Source organism: Polaribacter dokdonensis, from assembly GCF_024362345.1.
Classification (GTDB): domain Bacteria; phylum Bacteroidota; class Bacteroidia; order Flavobacteriales; family Flavobacteriaceae; genus Polaribacter; species Polaribacter dokdonensis.
The window spans coordinates 791,961-805,074 of the sequence record NZ_CP101505.1; the positions used below are offsets into that span (position 1 = coordinate 791,961).

Annotated in this window: 13 protein-coding genes; 6 read left to right on the forward strand and 7 right to left on the reverse strand. The window is 29.5% G+C overall.

Annotation, left to right across the window (positions count from 1 at the left end; translation table 11 throughout):
* Positions 1–150 precede the first annotated feature (150 nt).
* The 5 genes from LPB302_RS03645 (at position 151) to LPB302_RS03665 (ending at position 4,838) form a co-directional block, all read left to right on the forward strand.
* Entirely contained in the window at positions 151–570 is a 420-nt protein-coding gene (locus LPB302_RS03645; protein ID WP_053974972.1) for a DUF4870 domain-containing protein, read from the forward strand.
* Positions 571–580: 10 nt separating this feature from the next.
* Entirely contained in the window at positions 581–925 is a 345-nt protein-coding gene (locus LPB302_RS03650) for a PadR family transcriptional regulator (protein WP_053974973.1), read from the forward strand.
* On the forward strand, positions 918–2,648 hold the full coding sequence (locus tag LPB302_RS03655; protein WP_053974974.1) for a PspC domain-containing protein: 1,731 nt from the start codon (positions 918–920) through the stop codon (positions 2,646–2,648). The genes LPB302_RS03650 and LPB302_RS03655 overlap by 8 nt, the downstream gene beginning before the upstream one ends.
* Positions 2,649–2,750: 102 nt before the next feature.
* The gene (locus tag LPB302_RS03660; protein WP_053974975.1) at positions 2,751–3,476 is read left to right on the forward strand and encodes a head GIN domain-containing protein; all 726 of its coding nucleotides are present in this window, start codon (positions 2,751–2,753) and stop codon (positions 3,474–3,476) included.
* A 327-nt stretch (positions 3,477–3,803) separates the two neighbouring features.
* Positions 3,804–4,838: a TlpA family protein disulfide reductase gene (locus LPB302_RS03665; RefSeq protein ID WP_053974976.1), complete on the forward strand. Its 1,035-nt coding sequence runs from the start codon at positions 3,804–3,806 to the stop codon at positions 4,836–4,838.
* Here LPB302_RS03665 and LPB302_RS03670 read toward each other — a convergent pair.
* The 7 genes from LPB302_RS03670 to LPB302_RS03700 form a co-directional block, all read right to left on the reverse strand.
* The gene (locus LPB302_RS03670; protein ID WP_074613559.1) at positions 4,835–5,041 is read right to left on the reverse strand and encodes a hypothetical protein; all 207 of its coding nucleotides are present in this window, start codon (positions 5,039–5,041) and stop codon (positions 4,835–4,837) included. The genes LPB302_RS03665 and LPB302_RS03670 overlap by 4 nt on opposite strands.
* A gap of 229 nt (positions 5,042–5,270) precedes the next feature.
* A complete protein-coding gene (locus LPB302_RS03675) occupies positions 5,271–6,224 on the reverse strand; it encodes an acetyl-CoA carboxylase carboxyltransferase subunit alpha (protein WP_053974977.1) in 954 nt (317 codons plus the stop codon).
* A 73-nt stretch (positions 6,225–6,297) separates the two neighbouring features.
* A complete protein-coding gene (locus tag LPB302_RS03680) occupies positions 6,298–7,212 on the reverse strand; it encodes a DMT family transporter (protein ID WP_053974978.1) in 915 nt (304 codons plus the stop codon).
* Positions 7,199–8,290 carry an LptF/LptG family permease gene (locus LPB302_RS03685; protein WP_074613560.1) on the reverse strand — a complete coding sequence of 364 codons (1,092 nt, stop codon included), beginning with the start codon at positions 8,288–8,290 and terminating at the stop codon, positions 7,199–7,201. The genes LPB302_RS03680 and LPB302_RS03685 overlap by 14 nt, the downstream gene beginning before the upstream one ends.
* A gap of 1 nt (position 8,291) precedes the next feature.
* The gene (gene tgt / locus LPB302_RS03690; RefSeq protein ID WP_053974979.1) at positions 8,292–9,422 is read right to left on the reverse strand and encodes a tRNA guanosine(34) transglycosylase Tgt; all 1,131 of its coding nucleotides are present in this window, start codon (positions 9,420–9,422) and stop codon (positions 8,292–8,294) included.
* Positions 9,423–9,496: 74 nt separating this feature from the next.
* Entirely contained in the window at positions 9,497–10,387 is an 891-nt protein-coding gene (gene rluF, locus LPB302_RS03695; protein WP_053974980.1) for a 23S rRNA pseudouridine(2604) synthase RluF, read from the reverse strand.
* Between the two features lie 32 nt (positions 10,388–10,419).
* The gene (locus LPB302_RS03700; protein WP_053974981.1) at positions 10,420–11,022 is read right to left on the reverse strand and encodes an alpha-ketoglutarate-dependent dioxygenase AlkB family protein; all 603 of its coding nucleotides are present in this window, start codon (positions 11,020–11,022) and stop codon (positions 10,420–10,422) included.
* 97 nt (positions 11,023–11,119) lie between these two features.
* Here LPB302_RS03700 and uvrB point away from each other — a divergent pair, with 97 nt between their 5' ends.
* Positions 11,120–13,111 carry an excinuclease ABC subunit UvrB gene (gene uvrB, locus LPB302_RS03705; protein ID WP_053974982.1) on the forward strand — a complete coding sequence of 664 codons (1,992 nt, stop codon included), beginning with the start codon at positions 11,120–11,122 and terminating at the stop codon, positions 13,109–13,111.
* Positions 13,112–13,114 lie beyond the last annotated feature (3 nt).

Genomic DNA, 13,114 nt, shown 5'->3' on the forward strand with positions numbered 1-13,114 from the left:
CATTGTATTTGTTAGCAATGTAAGACTTTTAGAGCTAAATCTAATAAATTTTAAAATGTTAAAGAAATGTTAATTATAGTACTATGCATTGCATAATACCTTTTAAAAGACATATATTTGTATAAGCAAGTATTATATCAATCAATAACCATGAAAAAAAATAACGAAAGTACTAACGCTTTTTTAATACATATTTCTGCATTTGCAGGATTTATATTTCCATTTGGTAATATAATTACGCCATTAATTGCTTGGCAAACTTTAAAAGAAAGAAGTTTGTATTTAGACGAACAAGGAAAAGAAGCTATCAACTTTAATATTAGCTACACTTTATATGTGTTTTTAGTTTCTATTTTATTTATACCATTTGCATTTGGATCATTTTTTACTAGAAGTTTTAACAACTTTCATCTAGATATTGATTTTCCTAATTTTTTCGGCTTTTTAGGTATTAGTTCTGTTGCAACCATAATTTACATTATTGGTATTGCCCTAGTTATTATTGCAAGTTTAAAAGCAAAAGAAGGTGAAGGTTATAAATATCCTTGCACCATAAAATTCATAAAATAAATCACAATACATGAAGATTGAAAACACAAAAGCACAAATGCGAAAAGGTGTTTTAGAGTTTTGTATTCTATCTATTCTAAATAGTGGGGATGCATATACTTCTGAAATTTTATCATCGCTAAAAAGTGCAGAAATGATTGTGGTTGAAGGAACCATATATCCGTTATTAACTCGTTTAAAAAACGCAGGTCTATTAACTTATAGATGGGAAGAATCAACCTCTGGACCACCAAGAAAATACTATGTTTTAACAGAAAATGGAGGCATGTTTTTAAAAGAATTAGACAAAACATGGACCAATTTAATAAACTCAGTTAACCAAGTAACTAGCAAAAAATCAACTACAAATGAATAAGACTATAAACATAAATTTAGGCGGATTTTTCTTCCATATAGACGAAGTTGCCTATCAAAAATTAAAAAGATATCTAGAGTCTATTTCTAGGTCTTTAAGCGACGATCCTCAAGGTAAAAACGAAATTATTGCAGATATAGAAGCAAGAATTAGCGAACTTTTATCTGAAAAGATTACTGATGCTAGACAAGTTGTTAACGAAGGTGATATAGATGATGTTATTAAAATTATGGGGCAACCAGAAGATTATGCAGATGCAGAAGAAGCATATAGTGATTCTAGTTACTCTTATAAAAGAAATAGTGCATCTGGTAAAAAGTTATTTAGAGATGGTGATGATAAATTCTTAGGTGGTGTAGCATCTGGAATTGCACATTATTTTGATATTGATACCATTTGGATAAGACTTGGTTTATTAGCATTATTTTTTGGAGCTGGTTTTGGTGTAATTCTATACATTATTCTTTGGATTTTATTGCCAGAAGCTAAAACTACTGCAGAAAAATTACAGATGGAAGGTGAGCCTGTTAACATAGATAATATAGAGAAAAAAATTCGTGAAGAGTTTAATAATGTATCAGAAAATGTAAGAGTTGTTGCCAATCAAGCCTCAGAAAAATTAAAGGAAGGTGCCAACGAATTTTCTGATAAAATGAGTAAAACATTTTCGGGAAAGACCGCAAAAAATAATGGAGCAAGTGACTTTTTTGATACTATAGGTAAAATTATATTAGCTGTATTTAAAGTTATTGGTAAGTTTATTGGTGTAATCATCATCTTTGTATCTGCTGCTGTTATTTTATCTCTTATTATAGGAGGGTTTTCTGTAGGGAGTTTAGAATGGTTAAATGTAGATGGAGATTTTGTTACCTATCCTCCATTCTTTCACGATGCTATTTTACCAGTTTGGTTATTAACATTATGTTCTTTCTTATTAATAGGAATTCCGTTTTTAGTACTATTTATTCTTGGTCTTAGAATATTATCTAGCAACGTACAAAAGTTAAACAAACCTACATCATTAACACTTTTAGGTATTTGGATTTTATCTTTACTAGCTATGATTTTTACTGGTATTGAGTTTGGATCATCTCACTCAAACTATGGTATTTCAACAGAAAAGAATGAATTAAACTTTGTTGCCAATGATACCTTATCTATTAAAATGGTAAATGATGACACTATTCTCTATAGACATAATTTAAGAAGAACTTCAGGTAAAGAAGAAATTTTAATAGATGGAGAAAAGAAAGTTTACTCAAGCTATATTAATGTAAATGTAGAAAGAAGTAATTCTGATGAAAGTTATATGATTATTCAGAAAGAATCTAGAGGTAAAAATAAATTATCAGCCAAAAACAATTCTAAGAAAATAGAATATGATTTTGAGATTATTGATAATACGATTGTTTTAGATGCGTTTTTCTTATCAGATTTTAAGAATATTTGGAAAGAAGAAAAAATAAACATCGCAATTTTTATTCCAGAAGGTGTAACTGTATTTTTTGACAATAGCACTCGTAATTTCTTATATGATGTAGAAAACACAGGTGATATTAGAGATAGAGATATGGCTAAACATCATTTTATAATGACAGAAACAACTTTAGATTGTACAGACTGTGTAACAAATTCTAAGTTAGAAGTAATAAATGAAGGCAAGAAAATGGATGATGAAAAGATAGAAGTTATTGTAAAAGAAAAAAGTATTGAAGTGATTTAACACTTCAGTACTTTAATTCTACAATTGGGCAACTATTTTTTAAAATTAAGCGTCTATTGTAAGACATTTGACATGTAACAAAATTTAAAAAAATCAACTATTATGAAATCTATCACCAAACAAATTGTATTCTTTTTATCAGTAACACTTATGCTAAGTTCATGTAACATGAATATGCTAAATAGCGTAAATGGAAATAAAAATGTAGAAGTTGCAGACAGAACTGTAGCTGAAGATTTTACCAAAATTAAGGTTAGTACAGGTTTAGATCTTTACTTATCTCAAGGAACTGAAAACAAAGTTACTTTAGAAGCAGATGAAAACTTGCATGAAATTATTTTTACTGAAGTAGAAAATGGAGAGTTAAAAATTTATTCAGAGAAAAATATTTGGAATGCCAAAGCAAAGAAAGTATATGTAACTGTAAAAGATTTAACAAGCTTAGTAGCTACAAGTGGTTCTGATGTTTATACAGAAGAAGAATTAAGCGTACAAAATATTAATATTATTTGTACAAGTGGTGCAGATATAAATGTAGAATTAAAAGCGAATTCAGTAATTAGTACTGCAACAAGTGGTTCTGATATTGAGTTGAATGGATCTACTATAAACCATACTTCTAGTGCAACAAGTGGTGCTTCTATAGATGCTTATGGTTTAAGAAGCGAAAACGTTACTGTAAATGTTACAAGTGGTGCAGACATTAATATTTATGCATCTGTAAGTTTAGATGCAAGAGCAACAAGTGGTGGAGATATCGATTTTAAAGGTAATCCTAAAAATGTGAAAAAATCATCTACTTCAGGAGGAAGTATATCAGCCAATTAATAGATCATCAATCAACCAAAATAGTTTTCTAAAGGCTTTCTAAAAGCCTTTAGATTTCTTTAAACCAACCAACAAAATGAGCTTTGTAAAAGGATTATCACTCGTAAAAATCATAATTACCTTAACAATAACAATATTTAATTTTATAACAACTTTATTAGAATAGCTAACTCTAATAATTATACTAATACTTGGTTTTATTAGTTTACTTGGTAAGTCGTCGTTTTTTAATTTAAAACGACGCTTACTTTTTTATAGCATTTATACTTACTCAATAACCCAATATCTGACATCAAAATTTTATCTTTGTAACTTATATACATAAAGATGAATAAATTTATACTCCTAGTTTTTAGCGTTCTATTATTAACTGCTTGCCAAAAACAAACAGAAACAGACTATGTAACCATTTCTGGAAGTTTAGAAAACAGTCAAGATTCTATTTTATCTATTGCAGATAAAAATGGAATCTTAAAAGAAATTAAAATTGATGAATATGGAGTTTTTAAGGATACTCTAAAACTAAACGCTTCTAAAGGAGAAATTTACACACTTTTTACAAGTCCAAGCAAAAGAGCACCTATCTTTCTTAAAAACGGATATGATGTTACTTTAAAGGGCGATGCAGACCAGTTTATGGATAGCTTTATATTTTCAGGTAAAGGAGCAGAAAATAGCAATTTTGTAATTGCACAGATTCAAAAAAGTCAAAGTATTGGTAACCCTCAAAATATTATAACTTTAGAAGAAAAAGCCTTCAGAAAAAAAGTAGATCAGATAAAGTTTGAGTATGATAGTATTTTAAACTCTTACAATGATTTAGATTCTGCTTTTTACGCTTCTATTAAAATACAGAATGAGCAAATGGTTGCTTATTTCGAAAATGCGTACAAAGAAAACCTAATAATGGGTAAAGGAAGACCATCACCAGTATTTACAAATTATGTTGATATAAAAGGTGGTACAAAATCTCTAAGTTCTTTTAAAGGAAAATTTGTTTACATAGACGTGTGGGCAACTTGGTGTGGGCCTTGTATTCAACAAATACCTTTTTTACAGCAATTAGAAGAAGAGTATAAAAATAAAAATATTGCTTTTGTAAGTATTTCTACTGATGAATCTCAGAGAAGTGGTGGTTCTTGGGAAACTGCTGAAAAAAAATGGAGAAACTTTGTAAAAGATAAAAACATGAGTGGTGTTCACTTATGGTCTGGAGAAGATTTTTCTTTCCAACAAGCTTATAAAATAAACACAATACCAAGATTTATTTTAATAGATCCTAAAGGGAATATTGTAGACGCTAATGCACCAAGACCTTCAGATCCTAACTTAAAAAATCTTTTTACTTCTTTGGGAATTTAATATCCAATAGAACTAACAACTTTACTGCTTAATCTTAAAAAATAGTTCATAAAGAAGATAAAGGAAAAGAAGAAAACCATTCCTACTCCAAAATCTAAAAATGATTCTAAGCCATTTTGAGACATTAAATGTTTACCAGTAAAATAAACTAAACTAAGGGTAACTAAAAATAGAAAAATCTGTTGTAGGGTACTTTTAAACATAACTCAATATTTAGGGATTAATCAATAAGTAGTTGATATTTATGATGAATATCGATTACTTTTAAACAAAGATACTACCCAAATAAAGTTTAACAGGCCATTGTCAGTTTAACAACAATTATCTATAGACGAATGTAATTCAAGTGTAGATTTTACCTAATTTCCAATTATAAAAAAAGCGAAATTCTTTATAGAATTTCGCTTTTTTTATGATTGAATAAGTTTTTAATTACTCTTTATACACACCCATATCAGCGTATTTATCCATTCTTTTAGAAACTAAATCTGAATGAGATAAATCTTTAAGTTGATCAAAAGCCTTTAAAATTTGGTTTTTTACTGCTTTAAACGCACCTGCTCTATCTGAATGCGCTCCTCCAACTGGTTCTTTAATAATAGCATCTATTAATTTTAATCGCTTCATATCAGCACCTGTTAATTTTAATGCTTCAGCTGCTTGTTCTTTAAACTCCCAACTTCTCCATAAAATAGATGAACAAGATTCAGGTGAAATTACAGTATACCAAGTGTTTTCCATCATGTATACTCTATCTCCTACTCCTATTCCTAAAGCACCTCCAGAAGCTCCTTCACCAATAACAATTGTTATAATTGGCGTTTTTAAACGAGTCATTTCTAAAATATTTCTAGCAATAGCTTCTCCTTGTCCTCTTTCTTCTGCTTCTAAACCAGGGTAAGCACCAGGTGTATCTAATAAAGTTACAACAGGAATATTAAACTTCTCTGCCATTTTCATTAAACGTAAAGCTTTACGATATCCTTCTGGGTTAGCCATCCCAAAATTTCTATACTGACGCGTTTTTGTGTTAAAACCTTTTTGCTGACCAATAAACATAAAAGATTGATCGCCGATTTTACCTAAACCACCTATCATTGCTTTATCATCTTTTACATTTCTATCTCCATGAAGCTCCATAAAAGTATCTCCACAAATGGCTTTAATGTAATCTAATGTATAAGGTCTGTTTGGGTGTCTTGACAATTGTACTCTTTGCCAAGGAGTTAAGTTTTTATATATATTTTTTCTAGCGTCAACTAGTTTTTTTTCAATTTTCTTGCAGGTTGCAGTAACATCAACATCACTTTCTTCACCAATTATCTGACACTTTTCCAACTGATCTTCAAGCTCTTTAATTGGCATTTCAAAATCTAAATATTCCATTTTTAGTTATTTTGATTTAGTTAATAGAAGAAACAAACATACTACAAAATTTGCTTTTTTACACGAAAAGGATTTACTTTTTTGCCCCCACCTTTCGCTTCAACTTTTCTTTAATAGTTGCTCTATTTTTAATAACTCCATTTGCTAAAACAACGCCTAAAACAATTGCTGCTCCTAAATAAAATTCAGGATTCATTTTTTCTTTATCCCCAAAAATAAATAATGCTAAAATTATTGCATAAATAGGTTCTAAATTAATGGTAAGCATTACTGTATATGGAGAAATGTATTTCATCACTTTTACAGAAGCTATAAAAGCGTAGGCTGTACAAACACTACTTAAAACAAATAGATAAAACCAATCCATTTTCTGTAACTGAAAAAACTCTATGGTAATTTGTCTATTTATAATTAGATAAATCAGCACAAATAAAGTCCCAAATAATAGTTGATAAAGAGAGATTCTATTTTCATCATATTTCTTTACAAACAAACCATTTAATACAGCAAACAAAGAGCCTAAAAAGGAAGAAATTAATGCATAAATAATTCCTAATTGATACTGACTTTCAAAATTAAAAATGATATACAAACCAACAATAACAAACAGACCTAGTATTATTTCTAATGATTTAATACGTCTTCTAAAAAAAACAGGTTCGATTAAAGACGTAAAAAAAGCTCCTGTACTCATAGTTACTAAAGCTACAGACACATTTGAAACCTTTATTGCTTTAAAGAAGAAAATCCAATGAGTGGCAATAATAATACCAGTTATTAAAAACTTAAAAATGCCAGTTCTGTCTAAATAAAAAGATTTTTTTTTGATAAGAAAATACAAAGCTATAAATACTACAGCCAACCCCATTCTAAAAAACACCAAAGGAATTGCATCAATAGTAATTAATGCACCTAAAATGGCTGTAAAACCCCAAATAAATACTATAAAATGTAATAGCAGATAATTTTTAAGCTTATTTTCTTGCATTTAAATAAAGATATAAAGCAATAGAACCAAAAAAGATATTTGGCATCCAAACATAAACTAACGAATTTACACCAGCAACAGCACCTAATACTTCAGATATTTTTAAGAGAAAAACATAAATAAACATCATACCAACACCTATTGCCAAATTAACTCCTGTACCTCCCCTTCTCTTTCTAAAAGCAAGAGCAACAGCAATAATAGTTAATACGTAAGAGGCAATTGGTAAACTTGTTCTTTTGTGAAATTCTACTAAATAGGCATTCAAATTTTTAACACCTCTCTTCTCAGAAATCTCAATAAACTTCAATAGTTCATCAGAAGGCATTTCTTGTGATAATGCAGATTTATAAATTAAATCTTTAGGCGTAAAATTAAAAACGGTATCTATTTTGTTTCCAGAAAAAATACTGTCTTTATCTTCATAAATTCTTCTTAACCTCCAATTTTGAAGTAAAAAAGAAGAATCTTTATCATTATATCTAATGTTATCTGCAACAAGTTTAGATTTCATATTTAAACCATCATACACTTCAGAAGTAAAATCATAACCTGCATTACTTTGTGTATTAAAGTTTCTTATAAAAATATATGTGCTATCTGTGAGCTGTAAACTAAAATCACTCACATACTTAAATTGTTGATTCTGACGTTTATTTTTGATGTAAGTTAGCTCGAACTTTTTACGAATTTTACTACTACTTGGCACTACAAAATGATTCATTGCCAAAGACAATAAAGTAATTAAAGTAGCCCCAATAAAATAAGGTAACAAGAATCTTGTAAACGAAATCTTTGCATTATTTATTGCAATAATTTCTGTATTGTTAGAAAGTTTAGAAGTAAATAGAATTACTGCAATAAACAGAGCCAAAGGCATAAATGTATTGGCATAATAGATAATGAAGTTTATGTAATACTCATCTACAATTTGTAAAAAGCCTAAATCTTGATGTTCTAAAAAATTATCTATTTTTTCTGCTATATCTATAGCAATAGCAATTGGAATCAATATTAACAAGGTAAACAAAAAAGTTACCAAAAATCGTTTTAATATGTACCAATCTAAAATTTTCAAATTACAAACGTTTATCCATTTGTTTAACCATCATATCTTTCCATTCCCTAAAATCACCAGCAATAATATGCTTTCTTGCTTCACGAGTTAACCATACATAAAACCCTAAATTATGGATTGATGCTATCTGTTTACCCAACATTTCTTTAGATACAAATAAATGACGTAAATAGGCTTTAGAATACATAGTATCTACAGAGGTAATACCCATTTCATCTATAGGCGAAAAATCTTCTGCCCACTTTTTATTTTTGATGTTTATAGAACCATGAGCTGTAAACAACATTCCATTTCTTGCATTTCTAGTAGGCATTACACAATCAAACATATCAATACCTAAAGCAATATTTTCTAAAATATTTATTGGTGTACCTACACCCATTAAATAACGAGGCTTATCTTCTGGTAAAATTTCTGTAACTACTTCTGTCATTGCATACATTTCTTCTGCAGGTTCACCTACAGAAAGACCACCAATTGCATTTGCTTTCTGGTCTGAATTAGCAATATATTCAGCAGATTGTCTTCTTAAATCTTTATAAGTACTTCCTTGTACAATTGGCATAAATGTTTGCTCAAAACCATATTTAAAAGGTAAATCTTCTAAATGATTTATACATCTTTTTAACCATCTATGAGTCATATGCATAGATCGTTTTGCGTAATTATAATCACAAGGATAAGGTGTGCACTCATCAAAAGCCATAATGAAATCTGCACCAATGGTTCTTTGAGTTTCCATAACATTTTCTGGTGTAAAAAAGTGCATAGAACCATCTATGTGACTTTTAAACTTTACACCTTCTTCGTTAATTTTTCTTCTACCAGATAAAGAATATACTTGGTAACCTCCAGAGTCTGTTAAGATATTTCTATCCCAATTCATAAACTTATGTAAACCACCAGCTTTCTCTAAAATATCTAATTTTGGTCTTAAATATAAGTGATACGTATTTCCTAAAATGATATCTGGATTGATATCATTTTTTAATTCTGTTTGATGAACACCTTTTACAGTACCAACAGTACCTACAGGCATAAAAATAGGAGTTTCAATAACTCCATGAGCTGTAGTAATAGATCCTGCTCTAGCTTTACTTTTAGGATCTGTAAGTTTTAAATCGAATTTCATTGTGGGCAAAGATAGTACTATTTAAGAATTGAAAAATTAAATAAATCCTAATTTTAAAAGGGATCTGGATTTGTTTACCTTCTTTTTCTCTTAGATGAAAATGAGGTGTTTTTGCGTTTATTTTTAGGTGATGATTTTCTAAAAGAAGCGCTCTTTTTATTAAAATCGTTTTTAGCAGGTGCTAACTTCTTCTTAGGCTTTTTAGCTTTTGGCTTTTCTTTTATTTTAGAGGCTTCTTCTGTTTTAGAAGAAGATGAAATCATGCTATTAATTTCATTCATTTCCTCTTCTGTTAATTCACGCCAATCACCAGTTTGCAGATAACCTAGCTCTACATTCATAATTCTGGTGCGCTTTAATTTAGTTACCTCATAATCTAAATATTCGCACATTCTTCGAATTTGCCTATTTAAACCTTGGGTAAGTATAATTTTAAAGATTTTATCGTTTACCTTTTCTACCAAACATTTCTGAGTTACAGTTCCTAAAATAGGAATTCCATTACTCATTTTTTCTATAAAATCTTCTGTGATTGATTTATTAACTGTAACAAAATATTCTTTCTCATGATTGTTACCTGCTCTTAAAATCTTGTTTACAATATCTCCATCATTGGTTAAAAAAATCAATCCTTCAGAGGGTTTATCTAAACGTCCTATAGGAAATAAACGTTCAGGATAATTGATGTGCTTTACTATATTGTTGGGCTCTCTACCATCTGTAGTAGACACAATACCTACAGGTTTATTTAAGGCAATATAAATGGTTACATCTTTAGGCTTAACAATTCTACCATCTAATTTTACAACATCATTTTTAGCTACTCTATTTCCAAGTTGAGTAGGTTTTCCATTTATGGTAACTCTGCCTTCTTTTATAAATTTTTCAGCTTCTCTTCTAGAACAGATTCCAGAAGAACTGATGTATTTATTGAGATTGGTAGATTTTTGATTGTTAGTATCCAAAGATTAAATTTTGTGCAAAAATAGGCAATCAGTTATAATTCTATTGTTCTAAAAGTTAAATTAATTCTAGGAGAATTTACTTTTCTAGTGGGTGGCAATCTGTGTAACCAATTGGTTTGAGTACCTTCTTTCATTACCAATAAGCTTCCTCTTTCTAAAATAACATCTACTCTTTGTTTATTCTTTTTATGTTTAAAGGAAAATTTACGCTCAGCTCCTAAAGACAATGATGCTATTGCACCATCTTTTTTCATCATTTTTTCTCCATCTGAATGATAAGCCATGCCTTCATCTCCTGAATGATATAAGTTTAACAAGCAAGAATTATAATTTTCATTACTTTCTTTTTCTACTATTGCTTTAAGTTCTAATAATTCAGGTATCCAAATATTGGCTTTTTTGGTTACTTTAGAATAGGTGTATGAATATTCAGATTCTCCATACCAAGCTACTTTTCTTTTGGTGATAATTCGTTTACCAAAAATAATAGCTTCATCATTTTTCCATTTGATTTTCTGCATCAACTCATTATAGTAAAAATTGCATTGCTCATTATTTAATACAATTCCATGATAATTGGTTACCCCATCAAAAGGTAAAATATTCTTTATTTTTTCTGAAGAAAACAAATCCATACTCTAAAATAACACAATTAGAAAGGTCAGCAAAATTTAACGCGAATTTTAAAATTTTCTATTTTTTATACTCTTTAAGTATCCGTATTTTTACAGTATGCAATTTAAAATAAAATCAGAATTTTCTCCAACAGGAGATCAGCCAGAAGCTATTAAACAATTATCTGAAGGTGTAAAACAAAATGAGAAGTTTCAAACACTTTTAGGAGTTACTGGTTCTGGTAAAACCTTTACAATAGCCAATGTTGTTAAAGAAGTAAAAAAACCAACTTTAGTTTTGGCACACAACAAAACACTAGCTGCCCAATTGTATTCTGAGTTTAAGCAGTTTTTTCCTGAAAATGCTGTGGAGTATTTTGTGTCTTACTACGATTATTATCAACCAGAAGCTTACATACCAGTTTCAGGTACTTATATAGAAAAAGATTTATCTATTAATGAAGATATTGAGCGTTTACGTTTAAGTACAACCTCTTCCCTACTTTCAGGTAGAAGAGATGTTCTAGTTGTAGCTTCTGTTTCTTGTTTATATGGTATTGGAAACCCTACAGAATTTAAGAAGAATGTAATTCCTGTAAGGGTTGGTCAGCAAATATCAAGAACAACATTTTTACATCAATTAGTTACGAGTTTATACTCTAGAACAGAGATTGAAATAAAAAGCGGAAAGTTTAAGGTGAAAGGAGATGTTGTAACCATTTACCCTTCTTATGGAGATAATGGTTATCGAGTTCATTTTTTTGGTGATGAAATTGAAGAAATTGAAGCTTTTGATTTAGAAAACAACAACGTAATTGAGAAGTTTGAACATTTAACCATATATCCTGCAAATCTATTTGTTACTTCACCTGATGTTTTACAAGATGCCATTCATCAGATTCAAGAAGATATGGTAAAGCAGGTTAATTATTTTAAAGAAATTGGTAAACCACTAGAAGCAAAAAGACTAGAAGAACGTACAGAGTTTGATTTAGAAATGATTCGTGAGTTGGGTTATTGTTCTGGTATTGAAAACTATTCACGCTATTTAGATGGTCGTGAACCAGGCACAAGACCTTTCTGTTTGTTAGATTATTTTCCTGATGATTATTTAATGGTAATCGATGAAAGTCATGTTACAGTTCCTCAAACACATGCTATGTATGGAGGAGATAGAAGTAGAAAAGAAAACTTAGTTGAATATGGTTTTCGATTACCTGCAGCTATGGATAACAGACCTTTAAAGTTTGATGAGTTTGAAGCTATTCAAAATCAAACCATTTTTGTTTCTGCAACTCCTGCAGATTACGAATTACAGAAATCAGAAGGTGTATTTGTAGAACAAATTATTAGGCCTACAGGTTTATTAGATCCTCCAATTGAGGTAAGACCAAGTTTAAATCAGATTGATGATTTGATTGAAGAAATTCAATTAAGAGTTGAAAAAGACGAACGTACTTTAGTTACTACTTTAACCAAAAGAATGGCAGAGGAATTAACTAAATACCTAACAAGAGTTGATATTAGATGTAGATATATACATTCTGATGTAGATACCTTAGAGCGTGTAGAAATTATGCAAGATTTGCGTAAAGGTTTATTTGATGTACTAATAGGTGTAAATTTATTAAGAGAAGGGTTAGATTTACCTGAAGTTTCTCTAGTTGCTATACTAGATGCAGACAAAGAAGGATTCTTACGTAATAACAAATCACTTACTCAAACTGTTGGTAGAGCTGCAAGAAATGTAAATGGGCTTGCAATCATGTATGCTGATAAAGTTACAGATAGTATGCAAAAAACAATTGATGAAACAGAAAGAAGAAGAGAAATACAAATCGCTTACAATACTAAACACAATAAAGTACCTACACAAATTAACAAAAAGATAGAAGATACTTTAACAAAATCTGCTGTTTCTAGTTATCATTATGATAATGCAATTACTAAAGCTGCAGAGCAAGAGTTGCAATACTTACCAAAAGAGGAAATTCAAGATAGAATACGTAAAAAACGTAAACAAATGGAAGCTGCTGCAAAAGGTTTAGACTTTATAGTAGCTGCAAAATTACGAGATGAAATTGCAGTTTTAAAAGAGCAAGTATCATAAGAA

Excerpts from the sequence above, each read along its gene's own strand:
- LPB302_RS03645 (WP_053974972.1), top strand. The coding sequence starts at position 151 with ATGAAAAAAAATAACGAAAGTACTAACGCTTTTTTAATACATATTTCT.
- LPB302_RS03650 (WP_053974973.1), top strand. The coding sequence starts at position 581 with ATGAAGATTGAAAACACAAAAGCACAAATGCGAAAAGGTGTTTTAGAG.
- LPB302_RS03655 (WP_053974974.1), top strand. The coding sequence starts at position 918 with ATGAATAAGACTATAAACATAAATTTAGGCGGATTTTTCTTCCATATA.
- LPB302_RS03660 (WP_053974975.1), top strand. The coding sequence starts at position 2,751 with ATGAAATCTATCACCAAACAAATTGTATTCTTTTTATCAGTAACACTT.
- LPB302_RS03665 (WP_053974976.1), top strand. The coding sequence starts at position 3,804 with ATGAATAAATTTATACTCCTAGTTTTTAGCGTTCTATTATTAACTGCT.
- LPB302_RS03670 (WP_074613559.1), bottom strand. The coding sequence starts at position 5,041 with ATGTTTAAAAGTACCCTACAACAGATTTTTCTATTTTTAGTTACCCTT.
- LPB302_RS03675 (WP_053974977.1), bottom strand. The coding sequence starts at position 6,224 with ATGGAATATTTAGATTTTGAAATGCCAATTAAAGAGCTTGAAGATCAG.
- LPB302_RS03680 (WP_053974978.1), bottom strand. The coding sequence starts at position 7,212 with ATGCAAGAAAATAAGCTTAAAAATTATCTGCTATTACATTTTATAGTA.
- tgt (WP_053974979.1), bottom strand. The coding sequence starts at position 9,422 with ATGAAATTCGATTTAAAACTTACAGATCCTAAAAGTAAAGCTAGAGCA.
- LPB302_RS03700 (WP_053974981.1), bottom strand. The coding sequence starts at position 11,022 with ATGGATTTGTTTTCTTCAGAAAAAATAAAGAATATTTTACCTTTTGAT.
- uvrB (WP_053974982.1), top strand. The coding sequence starts at position 11,120 with ATGCAATTTAAAATAAAATCAGAATTTTCTCCAACAGGAGATCAGCCA.